This window comes from Siccirubricoccus sp. G192 (assembly GCF_019084075.1).
In the GTDB taxonomy this organism is placed as follows: domain Bacteria; phylum Pseudomonadota; class Alphaproteobacteria; order Acetobacterales; family Acetobacteraceae; genus G192.
Window position 1 is genome coordinate 405000 of the sequence record NZ_JAHREN010000001.1, and the last position, 26761, is coordinate 431760.

Genomic DNA, 26761 nt, shown 5'->3' on the forward strand with positions numbered 1-26761 from the left:
GGCGCTGCGGCGGCTCGCGCAGTCGCTGCCGGTGCTGGCGATCATCATGGTGGGGTTGTTTCTGCTGCTGCAACTCGCGCCCGGCGACACGGTGGATGCGCTGATGGCGCAGATGGGTGGCGGCAGCGCCGAGGATGCGGCGCGGCTGCGGGCCGCCTATGGCCTCGATGCCGGGGTTGCCGTGCAGCTTGGCCGCTACCTGCTGCGGCTGGTCTCCCTCGACCTCGGCCAGTCCGCCATCTATGGCAAGCCGGTGGCGACCGTGATCGCGGAGCGGCTGGCGGTGACGGCGCTGTTCATGTCCGCGGCGCTGGCCTTCGCCTTCTCGGCCGGCCTCGTGCTCGGCGTGCTGGCGGCGCGGCGGGTGAATGGCTGGCCGGATACGCTCATCAGCACGCTCGGCCTGGTCTTCTACGCCATCCCGAGCTTCTGGCTCGGCCTCATGCTCATCGTGCTGTTCAGCGTGCATCTCGGCTGGCTGCCGCCGGGCGGCTTCGAGAGCGTGGGCGCCGGGCTGACCGGCTTCGCGCGCGTGCTGGATATCGCCAGCCACCTGGTGCTGCCGACGCTGTCGCTGGCGCTGATCTTCCTGGCGATCTACCTCCGGCTGATGCGCGCCTCCATGCTGGAGGTGATGAACCTCGATTTCGTCCGCACCGCGCGCGCCAAGGGCCTGCCGGAGGGCAAGGTGCTGTGGCGGCACGTGCTGCGGAACGCGCTGCTGCCGATGGTGACATTCGTCGGCCTGCAATTCAGCACCATGCTCGGCGGCAGCGTGGTGGTGGAGAGCGTCTTCTCCCTGCCCGGCCTCGGGCGGCTCGCCTTCGAGAGCGTGGTGCAGCGCGACCTCAATACCCTACTCGGCATCGTGCTGGTCTCGGCGGTGCTGGTGATCCTGGTGAATTTCGTGGTGGACCTGCTCTATGCCAGGCTCGACCCGCGCATCGGCGGGGCCGCATGAGCCCGGCGGTCCGCGCCTATCTCCGCAGCCCGGCGGGGATGATCGGGCTGCTGCTGCTGCTGGCCGTGCTGGGGGCCGCACTCTCGGCCGGCTGGCTGTTTCCGCGCGACCCGCTGTCGCTCGCCGGGCGGCCGCTGCAATGGCCCGGGCAGAACCCGCGCCTGCCCTTGGGCACCGACAATCTCGGCCGTGACATCGCCAGCTTCATCTTCCACGGGGCGCGGGTCTCGCTGCTGATCGGCCTCGCTGCCTCGGCGGTCGCGGTCGGGATCGGCGTGCTGGTCGGCGCCGTGGCCGGTTTCTATGGCGGCTGGGTGGACGACCTGCTGATGCGCATCACGGAAGCCTTCCAGACCGTGCCGAATTTCATCCTGCTGCTGGTGCTGGTGGCGGTCTTCGGCTCGGAGCTTTCGGTCATCACCGTGGCGATCGGCCTGGTGGGCTGGACCGCGCCCTGCCGGCTGGTGCGGGCCGAGTTCCTGTCGCTGCGCAACCGCGAATTCGTCCTCGCCGCGCGCGGCCTCGGCATGCGCGACGCACGGCTGATATTGGGCGAGGTGCTGCCCAATGCGCTGCCGCCGGTGATCGTCTATGCCAGCGTGGTGATGGCCGTCGCCATCCTGCTGGAAAGCGCGCTGGCCTTCCTCGGCCTCTCGGACCCCAATATCGCCTCCTGGGGCAATATGATCGGCGCCGGGCGGTCGGTGCTGCGGGCAGAATGGTATGTCTCGGCGATTCCGGGCCTTGCCATCCTCGTCACCGTGTTGGCCTTCAGCCTGGTGGGGCAGGGGCTGAACGACGCGCTGAACCCGCGGATGCAGGTCGCGGCGTGACCGCGTCCGATGACCGGAGCGGCGCAGGCCGCGGAGGGCTGAATCGGCCGCGTGACGATACGGCGCCATTGCTGTCGCTGCGCGGCGTCACGGTGCGGCTGCCGAAGGGGGCGGACCGCGGATTCGCCCTGCAGGATGTCGATCTCGATCTCGCGGGCGGGGAAATCCTCTGCGTGGTGGGCGAGAGCGGCTCCGGCAAGTCGCTCACCGCCACCGCCATCCTCGGCCTGCTGCCGGCGCCGCGCGTGCGGCTGGAACGCGGCGCGATCTGCTTCGAGGGCGAGGATCTGGCCGCTGTCTCCCCCGCCCGGATGCGCGCCATCCGCGGCGCCCGCATCGGCATGATCTTCCAGGAACCGATGACGGCGCTGAACCCGCTGATGCGGATCGGCCGGCAGATCGAGGAGGTGCTGGAGGAACACGCGCGGGAGATGCGCCGGGAGGACCGCCAGGCCCGCGTGCAGGCGCTGCTGCAGGAGGTCGGCATCCCCGATCCGCCGCAGGCCGCCCGCGCCTGGCCGCATGAGCTCTCCGGCGGCCAGCGCCAGCGCGCGATGATCGCCATGGCCCTGGCGCTGGAGCCGCGGCTGCTGATCGCCGACGAGCCCACCACCGCGCTCGATGTCACCACCCAGGCGCGCATCCTGGCGCTCATCAAGGACATCCAGCGGCGGCGCGGCACCGGCGTGCTCTTCATCACCCATGATTTCGGCGTGGTGGCGGAGATCGCGGACCGGGTGGCGGTGATGCAGACCGGCCGCATCGTGGAGACCGGCCCGGCCGGCCAGGTGCTCAATGCGCCACAGCACCCCTATACCCGGGCGCTGGTCGCCGCCGTGCCGCCGCTGCGGCCACCGGCGCGCGGCCCCGCCACCTTCGGCCCGCCGGTGCTCGCCGTGCAGGGGCTGGAGAAGACCTACCGCAGCGGCGGGATGTTCGGCCGCCGCCGCATCGTGCATGCGGTGCGCGGCGTCGATTTCACGCTGCGCCAGGGCGAGACGCTCGGCATCGTCGGCGAGAGCGGCAGCGGCAAGTCCACGGTGGCGCGGATGCTGGTGCATCTGCTGCCCGCCGATTCCGGGCGCATCGCGCTGGAGGGCACCGAGATCCGCGGCATGGCCCGCGGCGCCTTCCGGCCGCTGACGCGGCGCATCCAGATGGTGTTCCAGGACCCCTTCGCCTCGCTCAACCCGCGCCGCCGGGCCGGCGACCTGATCGCCCAGGGCCCTGCCATCCACGGCTTGCCGGTGGCGGAGGCGCGGGCGCGGGCGGCGGAGATGCTGGCGCTGGTCGGCCTCGACCCCGCCTCGGCCGGCCGTTTCCCGCATGAGTTCAGCGGCGGCCAGCGGCAGCGCATCGGCCTGGCAAGGGCGCTCGCGATGCAGCCGGCGGTGCTGGTGGCGGATGAGCCCGTGAGCGCGCTGGATGTCTCGGTGCAGGCGCAGGTGCTGCGGCTGCTGGCGGACCTGAAGCAGCGCTTCTCGCTCTCGCTGGTCTTCATCACCCATGACCTCAGGGTGGCGGCGCAGGTCTGCGACCGCATCCTGGTGATGCATCGCGGCGAGGTGGTGGAGGCCGGCGAGACCGGCCCGTTGTTTGCCGCGCCGCAGCACCCCTATACGCAGTCGCTGCTGGCCAGCGTGCCGGGGCGCGGCTGGGTGCCGCCGGCGGGGGAGGGGTAAGGGAGGCGATCCTCCGGGAGCGTGACGCTGCCCTGCAAGCAACGACCTGCGGCGGCTTGCGTTCACCGGTGAGCGCGACCCGCATACAGGGCGCCGCCGCTGAATATTGAAAGCCGGTGCCGCCCGATTACATCGGCGGAAAGAGCCGCCTGCCCGGCGCCATGCCCGCCAACCCGCCCGGCCCCGGGCCTTCCAGGATCACGAACGCATTGCCCCAGGCCGGAGAGACCGCGAAGCCGGCCAGGATGGAGGCGCCCGGCTTCCTCGCCGGCGGCGGTGACATGGGTGCGCGGATGCGCGGGCATGACTGGTCGTCCTCCCCGCTCGGGCCGCCGGAGGGCTGGCCGCGCAGCCTGCGCACCGTGGTCGGCCTCATGCTCGGCTCGCGCCACCCGATGTTCCTCGCCTGGGGACCGGACCTCGCCTTCCTCTACAACGACGGCTACGCGCCGATCCTGGGCACCAGGCACCCCTGGGCGGTCGGCCGGCCCTTCCAGGAGGTATGGCCGGAGATCTGGGAGGACATCCTGCCGCTGATCGACCGGGCGCTGGCCGGGGAGGCGACCTGGTCCGAGGACCTCCACCTGGTCATGGAGCGCAACGCCTACCCGGAAGACACCTGGTATACCTTCTCCTACAGCCCCCTCCGCGACGAGGAGGGCGCCATCGCGGGCATGTTCTGCGCCTGCACCGAGACCACCGCGAAGGTGCTGGCCGAGCGGCGGCTGGGCTTCCGGCTGATGCTCGAGGACCGGCTGCGCGGCCTGGAGGACCCGAGGGCTGTCACCGCCACGGCGGCGGAGGCGCTGGGCCGGCATCTCGGCGCGGCGCAGGTCGGCTATGCCGAGGTGGATGCCGAGGGCATCGCCCGCACGGATGCCGCCTTCAACAGCGGACGCCTGCCGGACTTCCCGGGCGGCCGCTACCGGCTGGACGAGTTCGGGCAGGGCCTGGCCGCCGCCCTCGGGGCCGGCCAGGCGGTCGTGGTCGAGGAGGTCGCGCAGGATGCCCGCACCGCCTCGCCGCAGGTGCTCGCCGCCCATGCCAGGATCTCGCTGCGTGCCTACATCATCATCCCGCTGGTGCGGGGCGGGCGGCTGACCGCCTATTTCTACGCCGCCGAACCGGAGCCCCGGCGCTGGACCGCGGAGGAGGTGGCGCTGGCGCAGGAGGTGGCGGAGCGGACCTGGGCGGCGGTCGAGCGCGCCCGCGCCGATGCCGCCCTGCAGGAAAGCGAGGCCCGCTTCCGCAACATGGCCGACCACGCGCCGGTCATGATGTGGGTGAGCGACCTGCGCGGCGCCTGCCTCTACCTGAACCGGCGCTGGTACGAGTTCACCGGCCAGGCCGAGGCCGAGGCGCTGGGCCTCGGCTGGACCGCGGCGGTGCATCCCGAGGATCGCGACCGCGCACGGGAGGCGTTCCTGGAGGCGACGCGGGCGCAGCAGGCCTTCCGCCTCGAATACCGCCTGCGGCGCGCCGACGGGGAATACGGCTGGGCCATCGACGCCGCGGCGCCGCGCTTCGGCGAGGGGGGCGAGTTCCTGGGCTTCGTCGGCTCGGTGATCGACATCACCGAACGCAAGCGGCTGGAATTGCGCCAGCGGCTGCTGATCGGCGAGCTGAACCACCGGGTGAAGAACACGCTCGCCACCGTGCAGGCCATGGCGGCCCAGACGTTGCGCCCGGCCGAGGCGCCGGAGCGGGCGGTGCCCAGCTTCACCGCCAGGCTGCGGACCCTGGCACGGGCGCATGACGTGCTGACCCGGGAGGGCTGGCACGGGGCCTGGCTCGCCGATGTCGTCGCCGAGGCGACGGCGGCGCATCAGGAAGCCGGTGGGGAGCGCTTCCGCATCACAGGGCCGCCGGTGCGGATCGGCCCCAGGATGGTGCTGTCCCTGGCGATGGCGCTGCATGAGTTGGCGACCAATGCCACGAAATACGGCGCGCTCTCGGCCGAGGGCGGCTGGGTCGGGATCGCCTGGCATGTCGAGGGTGGCGCCCGGGATGCCGGGAGCCGGGCCGGCGAGCCCATGCTGCGGCTGCGTTGGCGCGAGCATGGCGGCCCGCCCGTCGTGCCCCCGGTGCGGCGCGGCTTCGGCTCGCGGCTGCTCGGCCGCGCCCTGGCCGCGGAACTGGCCGGCAAGGTGCGGCTGGACTTCGCGGAGGCCGGGGTCGCCTGCGATATCGATGCGCCCCTGCGGCAGGACGCCTGACGCGCCCTGTGGCGGGGGCCGCAACTGCCGGGCGTGGCCGGGCGCAGGATCGTTGCGCGGCGCGGCAAGGACAGGGCACCCTATGGGCCAGGGGAAAGCACAGGGAGCCTGGACTGATGGATATCGTCGCGCGCGCCAGGGGGCTGATCATGCGGCCGCGGGAGGAATGGCAGGTGATCGCGCGGGAACCCGCCGATACGGCCGGCCTCTTCACCGGCTATGCCATGCCGCTTGCGCTGATCCCGGCGGTGTCGGGGCTGATCGGCTCGATGCTGCTCGGCAGCATGCTGGGCGGCCTGCCCGGCATGGCGCGGATCGGTATCGGCGCGATGCTGCTGCACACCGTCACCGCCTATGTGCTGGGCCTGGTTGCGGTCTGGGTGCTGGGCAAGATCGTGCAGGCGCTGGCGCCGAAATCCGGCGGCGTGGCGGATGAGGTCGCGGCGATGAAGCTCGCGGTCTATTCCTATACGGCGACCTGGCTGGCGGGGATCTTCGCGATCATCCCGATCCTGGCCATCCTCGGCCTGCTCGGCCTCTACAGCCTCTACATCTTCTACAAGGGCGTTCCGGTGGTGGCGCGGGTGCCGGAGGACCGGGCGCTGGGCTTCACGCTGGTGGTGATCCTCTGCGCCATCCTGGTGAACATCCTGGTCATCACCATCGCCGGGCTGCTGCTGTTCTGAAGGGGGTCGCGGCGCATTCCGGGTTCCGGGGCTGGTGCCGGGGCGGTATTTTCAGGCATGATTATCTGCAACTCGCGCCGTTTCATCTTCGTCCACCTGATGAAATGCGCCGGCACCGCCATCGATGCCACGCTCGCGCCGCATATGCGCTGGAACGACATCCGCTTCGGCACGGATGTGGATGGCGGGCACCTCTCGCGCATCTACTGGGCCCGGCACCGGCTGCACAAGCACGCCTCCGCCGCCATGATCCGCGACGTGGTGGGGCAGGAACTCTGGGATTCCTACCTCACCATGGCGACCGTGCGCTGCCCCTATGAGCGGGTCGCCTCGGCCTGGGGCTTCATCGCCGGGACGCTGGAGCCGCTGCTGGCGGGCTCCGGCTTCCCGGTGGCGGCGCCGCCCGAGGAACGCATGGCCTGGCTCGCCGACCCGCCGCCCGGCTGGCACTGGCGCTGGCCGCCCTGCAAAGCCTATCTGCGGCTGCGCGGCCAGGCGGACGCCTTCTCCGCCTTCCTGCGCTCCCCGGAAGCCTCGCGGCAGGACATCCTGCTGCATACGCAATACAGCCAGCTCTCCGAACCCGCGGATGGGCGGCTGCTGGTGCGGGAGGTGATCCGGGTGGAGGAGTTGCGGGACCGCTGGCCGGGCTTCGCCGCGGCGATCGGCCTGCCCGGCCTGGAACTGGTGCGGGCGAACGAGACCCCGGCGGCCTGGCGGATACCGGCGCGGGAGTTGTTCACGCGGCCGGAGGATGTCGACTACGTCACCCGGCTGCATGCCGAGGACTTCCACCGCTTCGGCTACCAGCCCTGGCCCGGCGCGACCTTGCCGGAACCGGCGGCGGCCCGGGCCGGCGGCTGAGGAATCGAGGGAGCCTTGCTCCCTCGAACTCCCCCACCAGGGGTCGGGTGACCCCTGGACCGGCAACAGGTCAAGCCGGGCGCTGGCGCAGCGGCCTGTCTAGCCTTGGCCCGCCACCGGCGCCGCCCAATGCAGCGCCTCGTCCAGCTTTCCCTCCGCCATCAGCCGGTCCAGCACCTTGAGCCGCATGTGCTGGGAGCCGCGGAATTCGCGGTCGGCGAAGCCGATGGCGGCCAGCCCGTCGCGCAGCCGGCGGACGCTGGCGGCCAGCGTGACCTGCGGCTGGTGCTGCGGCGCCAATTCGCGGAACCGGGCGAAATCCACGCGGTAGGACCGCCGGTCGGGCGGCGCGTCGGTATTGATGGAGACGCGCGTGCCGGGGATTTCCGCCGCCACCGCCTCGGCCAGCTCGCGCACCTGGACGTTCCAGGCATCGCTGCCGGCATTCACCGTGAGGCACTCGCCCTCGCCCACCGCCTGGCCGGTGATCGCCCATTCGATCGCCCGCGCCATGTCCCGCACATCGATCAGCGGCCGCCAGGGCGTGCCGTCGGAGAGCACGGTGATCTCGCTCCCCGCCATGGCGCCGGCCACGAAGTCGTTCAGCACCAGGTCGAGGCGGAGCCGCGGCGACATGCCGCAGGCGGTGGCGAAGCGCAGGCAGGTCACGCCCATGCCGCCGCGGTCCATCTGCCGCAGCCCTTCCTCGGTGGCGATCTTGGAGCGGGCATAGGCGGTGAGCGGGTTCACCGGGTCCGTCTCCCGCCGCGCCTCGCCCGCCGCCACGCCATAGATGCTGCAGGAGGAGGCGAAGACGAAGCGCCTCACCCCCGCATCCCGCGCCAGCTCCGCCAGCGCCAGGCTGGCGCGGTGGTTGATGGCGTCGGTCACCGCCTCGAAGCGGTTGCCCATCGGGTCGTTCGAGATGGCGGCGAGGTGCACCACTGCATCCACCCCGCGCAGCAGGGCGGGCGGGATGGCGCGGATATCGCCGAAATGCTGCGCGGCAAGCACCCGCTCGGGCAGCGGGTCGGGGGTGGTGAGGCAATGCGCGAAGAAGCCGGTATCGAAGCCGACCAGCTCGGCCTCCGGCAGGGTGGCGCGCAGATGCGCCGCGACGACGGGGCCGACATAGCCCATGTTTCCGGTGATCAGGATGCGCAAGGGAGGGGCCTCGTTCTGCTGTCCGGTCCCGGATAGCAGGCGGCAGCGGCGCCGGCCCTTCAACAGCGCGCCACGCCGCGGGCTTCCCGGCCCGCGCACGATCATTTATCTGCGCGCCGCGAGGGCCGGGCGCGGCACGACAGGGTTGGATGGGGGCGGCCGGCGGATGCGGATCCTGTTGTGGTACTGGGGGCGGCGCGGTGCCGGCGGCCAGCTCACCCTGGCCCTGGCCGAGGCACTGGCGCGCCGGCCGGATGCCGCCATCGCCCTCTCGCTCTCCCGTCAGGCCGATCTCCGGCCGGAGATCGAGGCACTCGGCCTGCCCTGCGAGACCGTGGCGACCTATGCCGGGGCGGGTGGCTTCCTGCTCGGCACGCTGCGGGTGCCGCTGCTGGCGCGGCGGCTGGTGGCGCAGGCCCGGGATTTCCAGGCGGATGCGGTGGTCTCGGTGATGACCCATCTCTGGACGCCGCTGGTGGCGCCCGCCCTGGCCCAGGCCGGCATCCCCTTCGTGCCGCTGGTGCATGACGCGCATCCGCATCCCGGCGATCACGGCCTGTTCTGGGACTGGCGGCTGGGGCGGGAGCTGGAGGCGGCGCGGCTCGCCATCGCGCTGTCGGAGGCGGTGGCGGCGGCGCTCCGGGCCCGGCGCCCGGAGCTGCCGGTGGCACGCCTGCCGCTCGGCGCGCATCTGCCCGCGGCGCTGCTGCGGGCCGCCCCGGCGGGCGGGGGCGGCACCGCGCCGGAGTTCCTGCTGTTCGGCCGGCTGCGCGCCTACAAGGGCCTCGACCTGCTGCGCGACGCCTTCCGGCTGCTGCGCGAGCAGCACCCTGAGGCGCGGCTGCGCGTGGTGGGGGAGGGCGATGCCGAGGCGCTGGCCCCCGGCCTCACGGCACTGCCCGGGGTCCGGGTGGAGCCCCGCTGGGTGGCGGAGGCGGAGATCCCCGGCCTGATCGCCGCCGCCGATGCGCTGGTGCTGCCCTATCGCGAGGCCAGCCAGAGCGGCGTGGTCTCGCTGGCCTTCGCCCTGGGTGTCCCTGTCGTGGCGACGCCGGTGGGGGGGCTGGCCGAACAGGTGACGGAGGGCGTGAACGGCGCCCTCGCCACGGCGGCCGAGCCGGCGGCCCTGGCCGCGGCCATGGCCCGGCTCTGCGACCCGGCGGCGCGGGCCCGGCTGGCGGCGGGGGCGCGGGAGACCGGGCGGGCGCTGGCGGATTGGGACGCCCAGGCGGCGGCGCTGCTGGCGGCGCTGCGGGCAGCGGGCATCGGCGGCTGAGTCTGGTCCGGCCCCGCGAAATCACGCTGGCTCTCCCTCCGGCCGGCTGGCATGAACACCCGGGACCAGATCGGAGCGCGGCACAGGTGGCGAAGACCGCCCTCATCACCGGGATCAACGGCCAGGACGGCGCCTATCTGGCGCGGCTGCTGCTGGAGAAGGGCTACCGCGTGGCGGGCGGGGTGCGGCGCTCCTCGCTGCGCAACCTCGGCAGGCTGGAGGAGCTTGGCATCGCCGGCCAGGTGGAGCTGATCGACCTCGACCTCTTCGAGACCACCAATATCCTGCGCGCCACGGATCGCCTGCGGCCCGATGAGGTCTACAACCTGGCGGCGCAGAGCTTCGTCGCCGTCTCCTTCGAGCAGCCGCTCTATACCGCGGAGATCGACGCACTCGGCCCGGTGCGGCTGCTGGAGGCGCTGCGGCAGCAGGGCGGCGGGACGCGCTTCTACCAGGCCAGCACCTCCGAGATGTTCGGCAAGGCGCAGGCTTCCCCGCAGGACGAGACGACGCCCTTCTATCCCCGCAGCCCCTATGGCGCGGCCAAGCTCTATGCCCATTGGATGACGGTGAACTACCGCGAGAGCTACGGCCTGCATGCCAGTTCCGGCCTGCTCTTCAACCATGAGAGCCCGCTGCGCGGGATCGAGTTCGTGACCCGCAAGATCACCCATACCCTGGCGCGGGTGAAGCACGGGCAGGCGCCGGTGCTGCGGCTCGGCAACCTCGGTGCCCGGCGGGACTGGGGCTTCGCCGGGGATTACGTGCGAGGCATGTGGCAGATGCTGCAACAGCCGCAGCCGGGGGACTACGTGCTGGCCACCGGCGAGACGCGCACGGTGCGGGAATTCGTGGAATGCGCGGCGGCGCCGCTGGGCTTCGACATCGCCTGGCAGGGCAGGGCGGAGCAGGAGACCGGCACCGACCGCCGCAGCGGCCGCCGCATCGTGGAGGTGGACCCCGCCTTCTTCCGGCCGGCGGAGGTGGATGTCCTGGTCGGCGACAGCAGCCGGGCGCGGGCACGGCTGGGCTGGGCGCCCCTGGTGGATTTCGCCGCGCTGGTGGCGATGATGGCGGAGGCGGATGAGCGGCGGGTGCGCGGTGGCGGAGGACGGGTGTGAGTCCTGGCATGTGATTGGGGATAGGGCAAAGTATGATCCAGTCTATCTTGCGAGGGGCGGCGAGACGCCTGCCGCCATTGCAAAAACTGATCAAAGCGCGCGACCAAGCCGAATCGGTGAACGCGACGCTCCAACAACAGCTGCACTCGGCAAGGGCCGAAATGCGGGCCTTAGAGCTCTCAGTGCAGACCTTATTGATCCGGCCCTCATTGTCTTGACTATGCGGCGTATCGGAACTGTGGGTGCTGAAAGATGGCGCGGATCCGCTGCGGCCTCCTGGCGAGGCTGCGCATGTGGCTGACCGCCGCCCGCTTCAGCTGCTGCTTGCTGCGCGCCGGGGCCCTGCGGGGGGCCGCCTGCTTGAGGTCGGCGTTCACGCCCTCGTCCGGGTTCAGCTCAGGGCTGTAGGACGGCAGGTAATGGGCCTCGATTTCTGACCGGTGCTCGGCGAGCCAGTCCCGGGTCAGGCGGGCGCGGTGCACCTTGAGCCGGTCCAGGATCAGGAAGACCTTGCGCCGGCTGTCCCGGACCAGGCGGCCGAGGAAGCGGATGAGGGTTGGGGCGTTCACCGCGCCGTCCACCACCATCCAGCGCAGCTCGCCCCTGTTGGCCACCGCCGAGATCAGGCTCAGCCCGGCCCTCTTGTGGCAGACCCGCACCAGCGGTGTCCGGCCCCGCGGGGCGTAGGAACGGCCGCGCACGTCGTCGGAGCGCAGTCCGGTCGTAAGCGCGGCGACGAGGCCCGTGTGGCTCGCGTTTGACGGTCAGCCGTTGTGGTTGGGCGCCCAGCACCACGGCATGAGCTCGTCGATGCGGCCGTTGGGCCAGCCGTTCACGAGGCGGGTCAGCACGTCAGTGAAGTAGCGCTGCGGGTCGACGCCGTTCAGCTTGCAGGTCTCGACCAGGGAGGCCACGGCCGCCCATCTTGCCCCGCCATCGTCGCCGGAGGCGAATAACGCGTTCTTTCGGCTGAGACAGATCGGCCGAATGGCGCGTTCCACGGTGTTGTTGTCGAGCTCGATCCTGCCGTCATCCAGGAACCGCACCAAGCCGTCGCGATGGTTCAGCGCGTAGCGGATGGCCCCCGCGGTGGGGCTGCCGCCGGGCAGGCGTGCCAGTTGCTCCGAGAGCCAGGCGAACAGCGCCTCGACGAGGGGACGGCTCTGTTCCTGCCGGCCCACTCGACGGAGGTCAGGTGGCTTGCCGCGCAGCTCCGTCTCGACCGCGTAGAGGGCAGCGATGCGCTTCAACGTCTCCTGGGCGATCGGCGCGGTCTTGCCCCTCGCCAGTTCGATGAATTCCCGCCGCACATGGCTCCAGCAGAATGCCAGCGTGATGCCGCCATCCGCCGCGGCCAGCGTTTTGTACGCACCGTAGCCGTCGCATTGTAGGATGCCCTGGTAGCCGGCCAGCAGTGCTTTTGCATGCTCGGCGCCGCGGCCCGGCGCGTAGTGGAACACCACCGCCGGTGGATCGGTGCCGCCCCAGGGCCGGTTATCGCGGGCGATTGCCCAGGCATAGCCCTTCTTCGTCTGACCGCGCCCTGGGTCGAGGACCGGCATGGTGGTCTCGTCGGCGAACAGCCGCAACGAGCCGAGCAGGATCTCGCGCATCCGCCGGACCACGGGGACGATCTCCGTCGCACCCGTGCCGGCCCAGTCGGCGAGCACCTCGCGGCCGATCTCGATCCCCTGCCGCGCCAGGATCTGCGACTGGCGATAAAGCGGCAGGTGGTCGGCGTAGCGGGAGACCAGCACATGCGCGACCGTTGCCTCGGTCGGCATGCCCCCCTCAATCAGGCGGGCCGGCGCGGGCTCCTGCATGACCACGCCGGGGCAGGCGCGACACGCCAGCTTCGGCCGCTTCGTCACGACGACGCGGAACTGGGCGGGGATCACGTCCAGCCGCCTGGCGGTGTCGCTGCCGATCTCGACCAGCGGGCCCTGGCAGCAGGGGCAGGTCGTCGCCTCCGGCGCCAGCACCTGCTCGACCCGTGGCAGATGCGCCGGCAGGCCGCCGCGGCCCTCGCGGCGACGCTTGGTCTGGTTATCGCGCAGCGTCGGAGACCGCTTGCCCGCCTCGGCCGCGTTGCCAGCCAGCGTCGCCTCGATCTCCTCGAACGCGAACAGCAACTGCTCCTCCGGGAGACGCTCGGACTTCGTGCCGAACTGACGGCGCTTGAGCTTCAGCAGCAGGTGCTGCAGGCGCTCATTCTGGCTCGCCAGTGCATCACGCTCGGCGGTAATGCTCCCAAGCTCGGTGCTGAGCGTGTCGCACCTCGCCAGCGTCTCGATCAGCAGCGCGCGCAGCGTCGCAGCATCCTCCGGCAGGCTCGGCGTGTCGTCATCCGCGGCGCGCATCGTGCCGCCGATTCTATGCAGGGACGCTCGGCGTGGGAATCTCCCGCGTGGCCTGGACGCGTCGCCAATCAATGCCGTCGAACAGCGCGGCGAACTCCACCGGCGTCAGGCGGACCACGCCGTCCACGATCACCGGCCAGCGGAACGTGGAGGCCTCCAGTTGCTTCCAGACGAGGACCAGGCCGCTGCCGTCCCAAAGCAGGATCTTGATCCGGTCGGCGCGCCGCGACCGGAACACCAGCACCGCGCCCGTAAAGGGATCGGCGCCCAGCACCTCGACGGCGAGCGCGGCCAAGCTGTGCGCGCCCTTGCGGAAGTCGACCGGCTTGGTGGCCAGCAGGATCCGCGCCCCGGCGGGCGGCGCGATCATGCCGCTGACGCTCGAATGGCCCGCAACACCGCCGTCAGCAGGTCGACGTCAGTGCCGGGCGTGACGCGCAGAACCGCGCCGGCCACCCCCACCTCGATTGATGGTGGCGCAGGCAATGGCAGAGCCGCCTCGGGCGCACGCACCGGCGTCTCCGCCACGACCGGCACGAAGCTCAGCGGCGCCACCGCCGCGCGCCGCATCTCCCGACGCCACGTGAACACCTGCTGCGAACTGACCTGCCAGCGTCGCGCCACATCGGCCACCACCGTGCCCGGCCGCAGCGTCTCCGCCACGATCCGCGCCTTGTCGTCCTCAGACCACTTCCGCCGTCGGCCAGGCCCGGTCAGAACCTCTACACGCCGATAGCCGCCGTCCTTCGCGTCATCGTTAATGTCGACCATAATGTCGGCCCGAAGCCCCATGCTCCACGCCGAACCAGCACATCTACCCACCCCGCAGGAAGACGGGCCTCGACGCCGCGCTTACGCTTTGGCCCGGGCGGCAATCGCCGGGTAATCGTGCCGCAGCCAGCGCCGCACCGCTGCCGGGTCCTGCTCGTAGGCCCGTCGCAGCGGCTTCTGGGCGGTGAAGCCCCAGCGCGCCAGGTAGGTGCCCATGGTGCGCACCGCCAGCCGCACCCCGAAGCGCTGCCAGATCAACTCCCGCACCGCGGCTCGGCTCCAGAGCGCAAACGGCAGGCCCAACTCGTCAGGTGTGTGGCGCTGGATCAGGACCTGGGCCTCCAACTCCTCCTCGGCGCCAAGGAACCGTCCATGCCCCGGCTCCGGCCCGCGCGGACCAGTCTGCAGCCCGGCCGCGCCCCGCTCAGCGTAGCGCTTGACGATGTCGAATACCCCGGTCGGGCTCAGCCCCACCTGCGCCGCAATGGCATCATAGGTCTGGCCAGCTTGGCGTAGCCCGATCACCTGTCGCCGGCGTTCCTCTTGCGCCGCCGCCGGCAGCTTGCGCATGTCCACATGCTTCATGCCGCCCATCTGGGCCGATCCTACTTGCCCTCAAGAGCACCCAAACCGGATCAATAACTGAGGGGCAGAATGCACGCCGGCGATTGAACTCCGGCCACGGCAGCCAAGTCGCAGATAGACATGCTTCGGGATGAAGCCCGACGGGATGAAAAGCTGATGCCGCGCCCGCCATTCGGCAGCTGATAGGGCGCGGCCGCCGCCACGTAAACCCGTCTCCATCGGCGGCGGGCACCCCGGCCTGGCGCCCCCGCTTGGCGCCACGCCCTCCAGCCCCTAAAGGGTGCCGCCAAGGGAACAGGAAATCCTTGCATGATCGCGCTTGATGCCTGGCTTTCGGAGGCCGAGGCGCTGCTCGCCGCAACCCGCGGGCTCGGCCTCGATGCCGCCATGGAGGCCGCGGTGCGGGCCACCGCCGGGGCGCTGGCGGCGGGGCGGCCGCTGCTGGTCTGCGGCAATGGCGGCTCGGCCGCCGATGCGCAGCATATCGTGGGCGAGATGGTCGGCCGCTTCCTGCGGGAACGCCGGGCGCTCCGGGCCATCTGCCTCAGCTCCAACCCGGCGGTGCTCACCGCCTGGAGCAACGACTACAGCTTCGAGACCGTCTTCAGCCGTCAGGTGGAAGCCTATGCCGAGCCGGGCGGCGTGCTGCTCGGCCTCTCGACTTCCGGCAATTCGCCGAATGTCGTGCTGGCGCTGGAGGCGGCGCGGGCGCGGGGCATGGTGACCATCGGCCTCACCGGCCAGGGCGGCGGCCGGATGGCGCCGCTCTGCGACCACCTGCTGGCGGTGCCCAGCACCTCCACCCCGGCGATCCAGCAGGTGCATCTCTGCCTCTACCACTGCTTCTGCGCCGCCGTGGAAGACGCCGTGGTGGAAGCCGGGGGCTGACAGCCGTGCCCGTCACCCAGGCGGCGCTGCTGGTCGGCGGCCGCGGCACCCGGCTCGGCCTGCTGACCGAGACGCTGCCGAAGCCGCTGGCGCCGGTGGCTGGGCGCCCCTTCCTGGACTGGCAGATCGAGGAGGTGGCGCGCTTCGGCTTCAGCCGCATCCTGCTGCTGGCCGGCTACAAGGCCGAGCAGATCCGCGAACGCTACCATGGCCGCACCGTCCGCGGCGCGGCGCTGGAGGTGGTGGCGGAGCCGGAGCCGCTCGGCACCGCCGGCGCGCTGCGGCTCTTCGCGGAACGGCTGGACCCGCGCTTCCTGCTGCTGAACGGCGACACGCTGTTTGCCATCAACCTGTGCGACCTGCCGCTGCGGGCCGGGGATGCGCTGGCCACGCTCGCGCTCCGCCGCACCGCGCCGGGCGGGCGCTACGGCACGGTGGAACTGGCGGCGGATGGCCGGGTCACGGGCTTCGCCGCCCGCAGCCCGGAGCGCGGCGGGCCGATCAATGGTGGCATCTACCTGCTCGACCGCGGCATCACGGACTGGATCGGCGAGGGCGCGGTCTCCCTGGAAGCCGAGGTCTTCCCCCGCCTGGCCGCGGCCGGGCGGCTGCGCGGCGCGCTCTATGACGCGCCCTTCATCGATATCGGCATCCCCGAGGATCTGGAGCGGGCGCAGGCCGAGATCCCCGCCATGGGCCACCGCCCGGCCGCCTTCCTGGACCGCGACGGCGTGCTGATCGAGGATACCGGCTATCCGCACGACCCCGCCCTGGTGCGCTGGGTGCCCGGCGCGGCGGCGGCGGTGAAGCGGCTGAACGATGCCGGCTACCATGTCTTCGTCGTCACCAACCAGGCCGGCGTCGGGCGCGGCTACTATGCCGAGGCCCAGGTCGGCGTGCTGCATCGCTGGATGGCGGCGCGGCTGGCCGAGGCCGGCGCGCATGTCGATGCCTTCGAGCATTGCCCGCACCACCCGGAGGCGACGCTGCCCGAATACCGCCGCATCTGCCGGCGGCGGAAGCCGGAGCCGGGCATGATCCTGGACCTGCTGGAAGCCTGGCCGACCGACCGGACGCGCTCCTTCCTGATCGGCGACAAGGAGAGCGACCTGGCCGCCGCCCGGGCCGCCGGCATCCCGGGCCATCATTTCACCGGCGGCGACCTGGCGGCTTTCGTGGACCGGGTGCTGGCCGGGTGAGTCCAGGGGCCCGGCTGGTCATCGCCGATCCCGGGCTGTCCGGCCCGATCGGCCATCATCTCGGCTATTCCCAGGCGGTGGCGGAGGCGGCGCAGGCGCGCGGCATTCCCGCCCTGATCCTGGCCGGGCGGGACTTCCACGGCCAGGTGGCGGGCGGCGCGGTGCCCTGCCGCGCGGCCTTCGGCACCCGCTACCAGACCAGCGGCGGCGGCGGTGGGCTGCGGCGCGCCCTGTTTGCCGCGGCGGCCCGGCTGCCGGCGCCGCTCGCCGCCCAGGTGGCGCCGCCGCTGCGGGCGTTCCGCCGGCACCTGCGGCGGGGCGCGGCCCCGGATGGTTTCGGGGCGGAGCTGGCCGCCGCGCTCGGCGATGCGGATGGCCGCGACCTGGTGCTGCTGCACAGCGTCTCCGCCGCCAATCTGACCGGGCTGCCGGCCACGCTGCCGCTCGCCGCGCTCTGTGTGGTGCTGCGGCGGACGCCTGGGGAGATGGACCGGGACGACCCCGGCCCGGAGCCGGTCGGCGCGGTGCTGCGCGGGCTGGCCGCGCGGTTCGGCAGCCGGCTCCGCCTGCTGGCCGATACCGAGGAACTGGCCGCGCTGCATGCGCCGCTGGCCGGCCTGCCGGTGCGCGTGGCGCCGCTGCCGGTGGTGGTGCCGCCGGTGCCGCAGCACCCGCCGCACCGCCCGCCGCATCTGGTCTTCGCCGGCGGCGCGCGGGCGGAGAAGGGCTATGCGCTGCTGCCGCCGCTGGTGGCGGCGCTGCGTGGGCGGGCGCGCTTCACCCTCCATTCCGGCCCGGTGGATGCGGCGGCGGACCCGCTGGTGCAGCAGGCGCAGCGGGCGCTGCGCGGCCTGGCGGGACCCGACCTCGCGCTGCTGGAGCATGGGCTGGACCCGGCGGCCTATCAGGCGCTGCTCGCCGATGCGGACCTGCTGCTGCTGCCCTATGACGCCGCCGCCTATGGGCCGCGCAGCAGCGGCATCCTGGCGGAAGCGCGGGCGCTGGGGGTGCCGGCGGTGGTGCCCGCCGGCTGCTGGATGGAGGCGGCGGCGGGGCCGGTGCCGGAGGTGGTGTTCCACGGCCCCGCCGATTTCGCGGCGGCGGTGGAGCGCGCGCTGGCCGCCCTGCCCGGCCTCACCGCGGCGCTGCGCGCGGCGGCGCCGGAATGGCGGCGCCGGCATTCGCCGGAGGCCCTGCTGGACGCCCTGCTGTTCACGATACGGTGATCCAAATCCATTCCTTGGCTTGTTCCAGGGAGGCGGCGGTGCTTGCCGGGGCCAGGCAAGCCCCCTATGAAGCCGCCGAGAATGGCTCCGGACGGGCCCCAAATTTCATATCGAGTGAGGCTGATGCGGATACTGGTGACGGGCGGGGCCGGGTATATCGGCTCCATGCTGGTCCCGGCGCTGCTGGGCGCCGGGCATCAGGTGACGGTGCTGGACACCTTCGCCGCCGGTGATGCCTTCCTGGCGCAATGCTGCGCCGACCCGAATTTCGAGACGGTGCGCGGCGACACCCGCGACATGCGCGTGGTGGAGCCGCTGCTGGCAGCGGCTGATGTGGTGATCCCGCTGGCCGCGCTGGTCGGCGCGCCGCTCTGCGCCCGCGACCAGATCGGCGCCACGACCCTGAACCGCGACGCGGTGGTGGATATCACGAAGCGGCTCTCGAACGGCCAGCGGGTGATCTACCCCACCACCAACAGCGGCTATGGCGTCGGCGACGCGAATGCCTTCTGCACCGAGGAAAGCCCGCTCCGCCCGGTGTCGCTCTATGGCACCACCAAGGTCGAGGCGGAGAAGGCGGTGCTGGACAGCGGCCGCGGCATCACGCTGCGGCTGGCGACGGTCTTCGGCATGGCGCCGCGCATGCGGCTCGACCTGCTGGTGAACGACTTCACCTGGCGCGCCGTGCACGACAAGGCCGTGGTGCTGTTCGAGGCGCATTTCCGCCGCAACTTCATCCATGTGCGGGACGTGGTGAAGGCCTTCCTCCATGCCCTCGACAATTACGAGGCGATGCGGGGCGAGCCCTTCAATGTCGGCCTCTCCGAGGCGAACCTCTCGAAGCTGCAGCTCTGCGAGCGCATCGCGCGGCAGGTGCCCGGCTTCATGTACCTGGAGGCGCCGGTGGGCGAGGATCCGGACAAGCGCGACTACATCGTCAGCAACGAGAAGCTGGAACGCACGGGCTGGCGGCCCGACCACGGGCTGGATGCCGGCATCCGGGAGCTCATCAAGGGCTACCGCATGCTGCGGAACGGGCGCTTCAGCAATGTCTGAGCCCGCATCGCCCATGAACGTGCCGCCGCCCGGCCGGCTGCTGGACATGGCCTGCCGCTGCTGCGGCGCCCGCCAGGTGGAGCTGGTGATCGACCTCGGCGACCAGCCGCACTGCAACCGCCTGGTGCGCCCCGACCTGGCGCCGGGCCTGGAGCCGCATTACCCGTTGCGCGTCGGCTTCTGCCGGGACTGCACCATGGTGCAGATCGACCATACCATCCCGAAGGAGTCGATGTTCACCGACTACCCCTATGTCTCCGGCACCACCACGACGCTGCCCGCGCATTTCGCCGCGACCAGCCGGCGGATGGCGACGGCCTATGGGCTCGGCCCCGCCGACCTGGTGGTGGATATCGGCAGCAACGACGGCACCTGGCTGAAGCAGTACGCGCCCTTCGGCTGCCGCGTGCTCGGCGTGGAGGCGGCCGGCAATGTCGCGCGGATCGCGCAGGATTCCGGCATCCCCACCTGGCACCGCTTCTTCAACGAGGACTGCGCCCGCGACATCCTGAAGGAACACGGCCCCGCCAAGGCCGTCACCGCCGCCGGCGTGTTCTTCCACCTGGAGGAGCTGCACAGCGTCGTGCGCGGGATCGAGGCGCTGCTGGCCGAGGATGGCGTCTTCGTGGTGCAGGCGATCTATCTCGGCGGCATGGTGGAGAACACCGCCTTCGACCAAGTCTATCACGAGCATCTCTGCTACTACACGCTGCGGTCGCTCAGCGCGCTGCTGGAACGCCACGGGCTGGAGATCTTCGAGGCCGACCTCGTCGATATCCATGGCGGCTCGATCGAGGCGCATGTGGCGCGGCGCGGCGCGCGCCCGGTCGGCGAGAGCGTGCGGCGGATGCAGGCGGAGGAGGCCCGCAAGGGCTTCGGCGAGATCGCCACCTACCGGGCCTTCGCCCGGAACGTGCTGGCGCTGCGCGACCGGCTGCTGGCGCTGCTGCAGGACTACCGCGCGCGCGGCCGCAGCGTCTGGGCCTATGGCGCCCCGGCCAAGGGCACCACCCTGCTGAACAGCTTCGGCATCGGCCCCGACCTGGTGCAGAAGGCGGTCGAGAAGAACCCGCTGAAGATCGGGCTCGCCGTCCCTGGCGTGCGCATCCCGATCGAGGCCGAGGAAGGCCAGCGGCCGGATGCCTATCTCGTGCTCGCCTGGAATTTCATCGAGGAATTCCTGAAGAAGGAGGCGGACTGGCTGGCCTCGGGCGGCGAATTCATCGTGCCGATCCCCAAGGTGCAGGTGATCGGCGCCAGCGGGACGGCCGGCGCGGCACGATGAGCCTGCCCGACGCCGTCATCCTCTTCGGCGCCAGCGGCTTCATCGGCCGCAACATCGCCGAGGCGCTGCGCGGCAGGGCCGAGCTGCTGGTCGGGGTGAATGCCTCCGGCCGCGCGGTGCCGGGCTGCGACCGCGTGGTGGCGGCAGCCGACCTCGCCTCGCTGCCCGCCCTGCCGGCGCGCACGGCGATCATCCATGTCGCCGCCTTCCGCTATTTCGCCTCCCGCTTCGGGAAGCAGCAGGCGGAGATCCTCTCGGCCAATCTCGGCCTGACCGACCTCGTCTACCGCTTCGCGCTGGAGCGCGGCATCACCGAGATCCGCGCCGCCAGCAGCGCCGCCGTCTATCCGGCTGGCTGGGCGGTGCAGGACGATGCGCTGCCGCTCGACCTCAATGCCTGGCCGCATGAGGGCGAGGCCGCCTATGCCTGGTCCAAGCGCTGGGGCGAGATCGCGGCCGAGCTCTGGCACCGCCGCGCCGGGGTGAACACCATCAGCTTCCGCCTCACCAACCCCTATGGCCCCTTCGACACGCTGGACGAGGCGGAGGCGCATGTCGCCACCGCCTTCCTCCTCCGCGCGCTCGGGGATGCGCCGGAATTCGAGGTGCGCGGCGACCCGGAGGCGGAGCGCGATTTCCTCTTCGCCGGCGACATCGCCGCGACCTTCGTCGAGTCCCTGACCTTGCAGGGCGTGCAGGCGGCGGTGAATTGCGCGGCCGGGGAGACGACGCGGGTCATCGACCTCGCCCATGCCGCCATGCGCGCCGCCGGCCGGGAGCGCCCGGTGCGGACCAACCCGCCGCCGCCCGGTGCCAATGCCGGGGTGAAGGTCCGCCGCGCCACGGCGGCCCGGCTGCGGCAATTGCTGCCCGGCCTGCCACCCTTCCAGGGGCTGGAGGCGGGCCTGCGGCGGACGCTGGACTGGTATCGCGATGCCCTACGCTGAGCAGCCGACCATCATCCTCGGCACCGATGGCTTCCTCGGTCGCAATTTCCTGGACTACTGGCGGGCGCGGGGCTGGCCGGTGCATCCCGTCGGCCGCGCCGCCGGGGACTTCACCGACCCCGCCGTGGTGGAGGCCGCCTTCCGCGCCGCGCCGAAGGCCGGGCGCATCCTGCATGCCATCACCAAGCAGCGCACCGGCGCCATCCAGTACGAGATGCAGGGCGAGCTGCTGCACGACAATGCCCGCATCCACCTGAACGTGCTGGAAGCCTGGCGCCGACACCAGCCGGGGGCAAAGCTGCTCTCGCTCGGCAGTTCCTGCGTCTATCCGGAATCGCCGAGGCCGCTGCCCGAGGCCGCCTTCCGCAGCGGCCCGCCGCATCCCTCGGTCAGAGGCTATGCGCTGGCCAAGGAGATGCTGGCGATCGGCAGCGAGACCTATGGCGCGCAATACGGGCTGCGCTGGCTCCATTGCATCCTGGCCACGGTCTATGGCCCGCATGCCCATACCGAGGCGCATCGCAGCCATTTCATGGCGGCGCTGATCGCCCGCGCCGCCGCCCTCCAATCGGCCGGCGCCACCGAATTCGAGGTCTGGGGCAGCCCGGACACGGTGCGGGACCTGCTCTATGTGTCGGACCAGATCGAGGCGGTGATCGCCGCCGACCAGGCTTTCAGCGACACCATCCTGAATGTGACCCCCAATGCGCCGGTGACCATCGGAGAATGCGCCGGCGCGATCCTGCGGGCCCTGGACTGGCCGGCGCGCATCGTGCATCCGCCGGGCAGCTTCCAGGGCGCCGGCTACAAGAGCCTGGATTCCGGGCGGTTCCTGGCCGCCACCGGCTGGCGGCCGCAGGTCGGGCTGGAGGAAGGGGTGCGGCGGGCGCTGGCTGCCGGAATCACGGGAGAACCACGAGCTTGATGATCGTCTCGCGCACGCCGCTGCGCGTCAGCTTCTTCGGTGGCGGCACCGACTACCCGGAGTATTTCCGCCGGGCGCGCGGCGCCGTGCTCGGCATGGCGATCGACAAGTATGTCTACATCTCGGCGCTCCGCCTCGCCTCCATCCTGGATTACCGCTACCGCATCAGCTATTCGCGGATCGAGACGGTCGGCGACATCGAACAGGTGCAGCATCCGGTGGTGCGGAACGTCGTCCGCCACTATGAGGTGCAGGAGCCGCTCGACCTCTCCATCATGGCGGACCTGCCGGCCCGCAGCGGCCTCGGCAGTTCCTCCTCCTTCACGGTCGGCTTCCTCAACCTGGTCTGCACCCTGCAGCGGCGGCAGATCACCAAGCTGGACCTCGCCCGCCAGGCGGTCTTCGTGGAGCGCGAATTGCTGCATGAGAATGTCGGCGTGCAGGACCAGTACCACGCCGCCTTCGGCGGGCTGAACCGCTTCGACTTCGAGGGCGAGCGCACCCGCATCACCCCGGTGCAGATGACGGCGCCCTGCCTGGCGGCGCTCACCTCCTCGCTGTTCCTGCTCTATACCGGGGTGACGCGCTTCGCCTCGGCGACGCTCGACGAGCAGATGAGCAATACCCGCAGCGGCGCGGCGGACCGCGACCTCTCGCATCTGCTCACCCTGACCGACCAGGCCGTGGACGTGCTGGAAGGCGGCGACCCCGACCGCATGCTGACGGAACTCGGCGCCATGCTGCATGAGGGGTGGGAGACCAAGAAGCGCCTCTCCTCCAAGGTCAGCAGCCCGGAGATCGATGCGCTCTACGCGGCGGCGCGCGCCGCCGGCGCGCTGGGCGGCAAGCTCTGCGGCGCGGGCTCGGGCGGCTTCCTGCTGATGCTGGTGCCGCCGGCGCGGCAGGAAGCCTTCCGGGAGGGCCTGCGCGCCACCGCCATCATCCCCGTGGGGCTCGACACCATCGGCTCCACCATCCTGACCGGCTGAGCCATGCACGGCATCCTGGAAACCCAAACCCTCCGCGCGGGCCTCGCCGCCCCCGGTGGCGGGCAACGCATCCTGCTGCTCGATTTCGACCTGTTCCACCATGTCGGCGGCGGGCAATCGGCCTATCAGCGGATCATCGCCCAGCGCCCGCGCGACACCTTCCACTATTTCCGCGACATCGAGCCGGCGGGTGCGCCGCGCCCGGCCAATGCCGTGGCCATCCCCTATCGCCCGGCCTGGCGCGGCGAGGCGGCGCTGGTGGCCGAGGCCCATCGCCCCTTCCTCGACGACTATGTCGCCTGCCGCAACCTCGCCGCCGCGGTGGCGCGGCATATGCCGGGCCTCGATTTTGACGTGGTGGATGTGCCGGACTACCGGCCGGTCGGCCATTTCGTGCGCCCCGCCTTCCTGGAGGAGGGGATCGGCATCGGCATCCTGGCGCTGGCGCTGCACGGCACGCTCTCCTCCGCATTCCAGGGCAATTGGCCGACCGGGCTGGATGACGGGCGCCTGCTGGCGGAGCTGCGGGTGCGGGAACACCTGCAATTCCGCGCCGCCGATGCCCGCTACGCCATCAGCGACGACTATGCCGCGCATTGGCGCCGCTACGCGCCTCTGGCGGTGAACCGGCTGGACCCGCTCTGCCTGGTCGGCATGGCACCGCCGCCGCCGGGCCAGGGCGCGCCGGGGGGGGGATACGCCGGACCTGGTCTTCGTCGGCCGGCGGGAGAAGTGGAAAGGTCCCGACCTCTTCCTCGACATCGCCTGGTGCCTCGACCCCGCCTCCTACCGGCGGCTGCTGCTGGCGGGGCCGGATGGCAGGAACCGGATCGGCCTCGGCTCGGACGCGGTGCTCGCCGGCATGGCGCGGCTGCGCGGCCTCGCGCCCGAGATGCCGGGCAGCCTGGCGCGGGCCAAGGTGGAGGCGCTGTTTGCCGCCCGCAGCCTGGTCCTGCTGCCCTCCCGCCACGACACCTTCAACCTGACGGCGCTGGAGGCGCTGCGGCAGGGCTGCCCGGTGATGATCTCCTCCCGCGCCGGGGTGGCGCAATGGCTGCGCCGGCGGCTGCCCTCGCTCGACTGGCTGAGGATCGAGGTGGATTGCAGCCGCAGCGCGGCCAGCGCGGTCGCCGCCGTGCTCCGCGACTATGACGGCCACCGGGAGGCGCTGGCCGAGGCCGTCGCCCGCGCCGCGCTGCAGCCGGACGCGGCGACGCTCCAGGGGATCTATGAACCGGCGGGCGGCAGCGATGTCGGCGCCCGGCACCTGGCGGTGGAAATGGCGACGCTTTTTGCCCGCGCCACCGTGCCGGATGCACCCTCGCGCCTCGGCGCCATCCGCCATGCCACCCTGGCCCCCCCTCCGGGGCACGGTCGGGGCGGCGCTGCGGCAGACCCGGCAGCTCGTCCTGACCGATGCGGTGCGGCGCAACTGGCGCCGGCTGCCGCGGCCGGTGCGGGCCGGCGCGCAGTTGGCGCGGGAGGGCGCGACGCTGGCCTTGCAGGCCGGCCGCCAGGGGTTGCGGAGCCCCGGCCTCCGGGTGGCGGCGAAGGACATGGTGCAGCGGCATGCAGAACTCTCGCCGCGCAGCTTCACGCAGATCGACCGCGCGCGCGGCCTGGCGCAGTTCCGCCGCTATATCCAGGAGGCGCCCGAGCGCACCTCCCGGGAGGTGGCCGAGAAGCTGCGATTCCTCTCGGATGCGGTGCCGGGGCGGCTGGTGGACCGCGTCACCCTGTTCCGCGAGATGGGCCGGCTGGAGCGGCGGCGCGGCAACGACCTGATCGCCGCCACCTATGGGCTGCGCACCATGCGCTGGCTGGGCGGCGACCGGCGCGGCGAGCTGCCCTTCGTCACCGCCACGCTCCGCGCCAATGGCTTCCCGCGGGAGGCGGCGGCGGCCGAGGCGATGTTCGGCAAGGGGCCAGGAGCGGAGGCCGAGGCGGAGGCGCGCTGCCTCGACCTGATGCGCGACGCCTATGAGCGGAACCGCCGCAAGCCGGACCTGCCGCTGGCGGTGCTGGACGACCGGCGCGGCGATGCGGCGCCTCGGGTGGCGGTGATCGCCTCGCTCTACAATGCCGCCGACAAGCTGCCGACCCTGCTCGCCATGCTGGCGCAGCAAACCATGGCGCAGCGCGGCGAGCTGGAGGTGGTGCTGGTGGACAGCAACTCCCCGGCGGATGAGCACGGCGCCTTCGAGGCCTTCCTGGCGCGGCAGCAGCTTCCCATCGTCTTCGCCCGCTCGGCGGAGCGGGAGACCATCCAGGCGGCCTGGAACCGCGGCATCAAGCTGGCCCGCGCGCCCTACCTCGCCTTCCTCGGCGCCGATGAGGGGCTGCACCCGGACGCGCTGCGGCAATTGGCGGCGGCACTGGATGCCGACCCGGCGGTGGACTGGGCCATGGCGGACAGCGTGGTGACCAGCGTGGACCGGCAGGGCGTCTTCGATGCCGATATCATGCCCTATGACCGCCGCGGCTATTTCCAGGACCTGGTCTATCTGGAGACCTGCTACCTCTCCTGGGTCGGCGGGCTCTATCGGCGCTCGCTGCACGACCGCTTCGGCTATTACGACGAGAGCTACCGCGCCGCCGGCGACACCGAATTCAAGAACCGGGTCATGCCGCGCATCCGCTCGGTGCATGTGCCGCGCATGCTCGGCGTCTTCAACAACTACCCGGAGGAGCGCACCACCCAGCATCCGCGGGCGGAGATCGAGGATCTGCGCGCCTGGTACCTGTGGCGCAGCCTGGCCGGCATGCGCTACGCCTTCGACCACCGCCCGGCGGAGGAGGCGATCGCGCTGCTGCGCGCCTCGCTCAGCTACCGCAAATCCTATTGCGGCCATATCAGCACCGATTTCGACCTGGCGGATGCGCTGGCCCGCTACCTCGCGACCCGCCCGGACGCGCCCACCTGGCTGCAGCAGGCACCACGGGAGACCGCGGCGGCGCTCGGGCTGCTGCGCTCGCTCGATCTCTTCGTGCCGCCGGCCGGCGCCTGGCCGAAGGGGGCCAATCTCGGCTGGGAGGTCTGGCAGCGGCTGCGCGCCTCGCAGGACCTGGCGGAGCGGCACCGCGAGGTCTTCGGCCTGGCGGCGCGGCCGACCTACGAGGCCTTCAACGACAACCGCTACGAGCAGCACTGGTGGTCCTGGAGCACGCCCTGACGCGCCGCCACCGGCCGGCCTGATGCGAAGTGAACCTCGGATGGAGAGGAGACGTCGCGATGTCGAAAGTCAGCACCTGCCTCTGGTTCGGGAAAGATGCGGAGATGGCCGTCCGCTTCTATGTCTCTCTCGTGCCCGGCTCCAGCCTCAAGCACATCCTGCGCTCGCCAGGAATTTGGCCTGGCGGGGAAGCGGGCGACGTGATCCTGGTGACCTTCACTCTCGGCGGGCAGAGCTTCCAGGCGTTGAACGGCGGCGCGCCAGCCAGTTACGGAACTGCCGCCTCGATCTCGGTAGAGTGCTCCGACCAGGCGGAGGTAGATCGGCTGTGGACGGCGCTCACCGCCGATGGCGGGTCGGAAATCATGTGCGGCTGGCTACGCGACAGATGGGGCGTGCCTTGGCAAATCGTACCCGAGATACTGCCACGTCTCCTCGCCGACCCGGACCCGGCAGTCTCGGGCCGCGTCTTCGCCGCCATGACGGAGATGGTTAAGCTGGATGTTGCCGCCCTGGAGCGTGCGGCCGCCGGATGACGCAGCTGCACCTGCGCT

At 71.7% G+C, this 26761-nt stretch carries 23 protein-coding genes and 2 pseudogenes; 19 read left to right on the forward strand and 6 right to left on the reverse strand.

Features of this window, described 5'->3' with window-relative positions:
* Positions 1-46: 46 nt before the first annotated feature.
* The 6 genes from KSF81_RS01885 (at position 47) to KSF81_RS01910 (ending at position 7242) form a co-directional block, all read left to right on the forward strand.
* A complete protein-coding gene (locus KSF81_RS01885; protein ID WP_217381522.1) occupies positions 47-961 on the forward strand; it encodes an ABC transporter permease in 915 nt (304 codons plus the stop codon).
* Entirely contained in the window at positions 958-1794 is an 837-nt protein-coding gene (locus KSF81_RS01890) for an ABC transporter permease (protein ID WP_217377493.1), read from the forward strand. Before KSF81_RS01885 ends, KSF81_RS01890 begins: the two co-directional genes overlap by 4 nt.
* Positions 1795-1832: 38 nt before the next feature.
* The gene (locus KSF81_RS01895) at positions 1833-3476 is read left to right on the forward strand and encodes an ABC transporter ATP-binding protein (RefSeq protein WP_375293363.1); all 1644 of its coding nucleotides are present in this window, start codon (positions 1833-1835) and stop codon (positions 3474-3476) included.
* 209 nt (positions 3477-3685) lie between these two features.
* Positions 3686-5692 (forward strand): PAS domain-containing sensor histidine kinase, encoded by a 2007-nt coding sequence (locus KSF81_RS01900; RefSeq protein ID WP_217377495.1) that lies wholly within the window; start codon positions 3686-3688, stop codon positions 5690-5692.
* Positions 5693-5808: 116 nt separating this feature from the next.
* Positions 5809-6378, forward strand: coding sequence for a Yip1 family protein (locus KSF81_RS01905; protein WP_217377496.1), 570 nt, complete (start codon positions 5809-5811; stop codon positions 6376-6378).
* Between the two features lie 57 nt (positions 6379-6435).
* Entirely contained in the window at positions 6436-7242 is an 807-nt protein-coding gene (locus KSF81_RS01910) for a hypothetical protein (RefSeq protein WP_217377497.1), read from the forward strand.
* A gap of 99 nt (positions 7243-7341) precedes the next feature.
* On the opposite strand, the gene KSF81_RS01915 is transcribed toward KSF81_RS01910, so the two are convergent.
* Entirely contained in the window at positions 7342-8406 is a 1065-nt protein-coding gene (locus KSF81_RS01915; protein WP_217377498.1) for an NAD(P)-dependent oxidoreductase, read from the reverse strand.
* 166 nt (positions 8407-8572) lie between these two features.
* Between KSF81_RS01915 and KSF81_RS01920 the strand changes: the two genes are divergently transcribed.
* Together KSF81_RS01920 and gmd are read left to right on the forward strand one after the other, a co-directional pair.
* A complete protein-coding gene (locus KSF81_RS01920; protein WP_217377499.1) occupies positions 8573-9682 on the forward strand; it encodes a glycosyltransferase family 4 protein in 1110 nt (369 codons plus the stop codon).
* Positions 9683-9768: 86 nt separating this feature from the next.
* Entirely contained in the window at positions 9769-10803 is a 1035-nt protein-coding gene (gene gmd / locus KSF81_RS01925; protein ID WP_217377500.1) for a GDP-mannose 4,6-dehydratase, read from the forward strand.
* Positions 10804-11021: 218 nt separating this feature from the next.
* On the opposite strand, the gene KSF81_RS01930 is transcribed toward gmd, so the two are convergent.
* From KSF81_RS01930 to KSF81_RS01950, 5 genes and pseudogenes are all read right to left on the reverse strand, one after another.
* Complete coding sequence (locus KSF81_RS01930) at positions 11022-11519, reverse strand: IS630 family transposase (protein ID WP_256444295.1); 498 nt, start codon at positions 11517-11519, stop codon at positions 11022-11024.
* 48 nt (positions 11520-11567) lie between these two features.
* Positions 11568-13163, reverse strand: a complete 1596-nt coding sequence (gene tnpC / locus KSF81_RS01935; RefSeq protein WP_217377502.1) for an IS66 family transposase — start codon at positions 13161-13163, stop codon at positions 11568-11570.
* Positions 13164-13176: 13 nt separating this feature from the next.
* Complete coding sequence (tnpB, locus tag KSF81_RS01940) at positions 13177-13533, reverse strand: IS66 family insertion sequence element accessory protein TnpB (protein WP_217377503.1); 357 nt, start codon at positions 13531-13533, stop codon at positions 13177-13179.
* Positions 13530-13955 (reverse strand): IS66-like element accessory protein TnpA, encoded by a 426-nt coding sequence (gene tnpA / locus KSF81_RS01945; RefSeq protein ID WP_217377504.1) that lies wholly within the window; start codon positions 13953-13955, stop codon positions 13530-13532. The genes tnpB and tnpA overlap by 4 nt, the downstream gene beginning before the upstream one ends.
* 63 nt (positions 13956-14018) lie before the next feature.
* Positions 14019-14519: pseudogene (locus KSF81_RS01950) on the reverse strand (winged helix-turn-helix domain-containing protein); the annotation flags it as partial.
* Positions 14520-14828: 309 nt separating this feature from the next.
* Here KSF81_RS01950 and KSF81_RS01955 point away from each other — a divergent pair.
* From KSF81_RS01955 to KSF81_RS02005, 11 genes and pseudogenes are all read left to right on the forward strand, one after another.
* Positions 14829-15407: an SIS domain-containing protein gene (locus tag KSF81_RS01955; protein ID WP_217377506.1), complete on the forward strand. Its 579-nt coding sequence runs from the start codon at positions 14829-14831 to the stop codon at positions 15405-15407.
* Between the two features lie 5 nt (positions 15408-15412).
* Entirely contained in the window at positions 15413-16606 is a 1194-nt protein-coding gene (locus tag KSF81_RS01960; protein ID WP_217377507.1) for an HAD-IIIA family hydrolase, read from the forward strand.
* Positions 16603-17832, forward strand: coding sequence for a hypothetical protein (locus KSF81_RS01965; protein ID WP_217377508.1), 1230 nt, complete (start codon positions 16603-16605; stop codon positions 17830-17832). Before KSF81_RS01960 ends, KSF81_RS01965 begins: the two co-directional genes overlap by 4 nt.
* A gap of 123 nt (positions 17833-17955) precedes the next feature.
* The gene (locus KSF81_RS01970) at positions 17956-18888 is read left to right on the forward strand and encodes an NAD(P)-dependent oxidoreductase (protein ID WP_254453317.1); all 933 of its coding nucleotides are present in this window, start codon (positions 17956-17958) and stop codon (positions 18886-18888) included.
* Entirely contained in the window at positions 18881-20173 is a 1293-nt protein-coding gene (locus tag KSF81_RS01975; RefSeq protein ID WP_217377510.1) for a class I SAM-dependent methyltransferase, read from the forward strand. Before KSF81_RS01970 ends, KSF81_RS01975 begins: the two co-directional genes overlap by 8 nt.
* Positions 20170-21120, forward strand: a complete 951-nt coding sequence (locus KSF81_RS01980; RefSeq protein WP_217377511.1) for an NAD(P)-dependent oxidoreductase — start codon at positions 20170-20172, stop codon at positions 21118-21120. The genes KSF81_RS01975 and KSF81_RS01980 overlap by 4 nt, the downstream gene beginning before the upstream one ends.
* Entirely contained in the window at positions 21107-22045 is a 939-nt protein-coding gene (locus KSF81_RS01985) for an NAD-dependent epimerase/dehydratase family protein (protein WP_217377512.1), read from the forward strand. The genes KSF81_RS01980 and KSF81_RS01985 overlap by 14 nt, the downstream gene beginning before the upstream one ends.
* Positions 22045-23034 (forward strand): kinase, encoded by a 990-nt coding sequence (locus tag KSF81_RS01990; RefSeq protein ID WP_254453813.1) that lies wholly within the window; start codon positions 22045-22047, stop codon positions 23032-23034. Before KSF81_RS01985 ends, KSF81_RS01990 begins: the two co-directional genes overlap by 1 nt.
* A gap of 706 nt (positions 23035-23740) precedes the next feature.
* Positions 23741-24151 (forward strand): annotated as a pseudogene (locus KSF81_RS31810) (glycosyltransferase); the annotation flags it as partial.
* A 226-nt stretch (positions 24152-24377) separates the two neighbouring features.
* A complete protein-coding gene (locus KSF81_RS02000; protein WP_217377515.1) occupies positions 24378-26207 on the forward strand; it encodes a glycosyltransferase in 1830 nt (609 codons plus the stop codon).
* Positions 26208-26266: 59 nt separating this feature from the next.
* On the forward strand, positions 26267-26743 hold the full coding sequence (locus KSF81_RS02005; RefSeq protein ID WP_217377516.1) for a VOC family protein: 477 nt from the start codon (positions 26267-26269) through the stop codon (positions 26741-26743).
* The last annotated feature ends 18 nt before the right edge of the window (positions 26744-26761 follow it).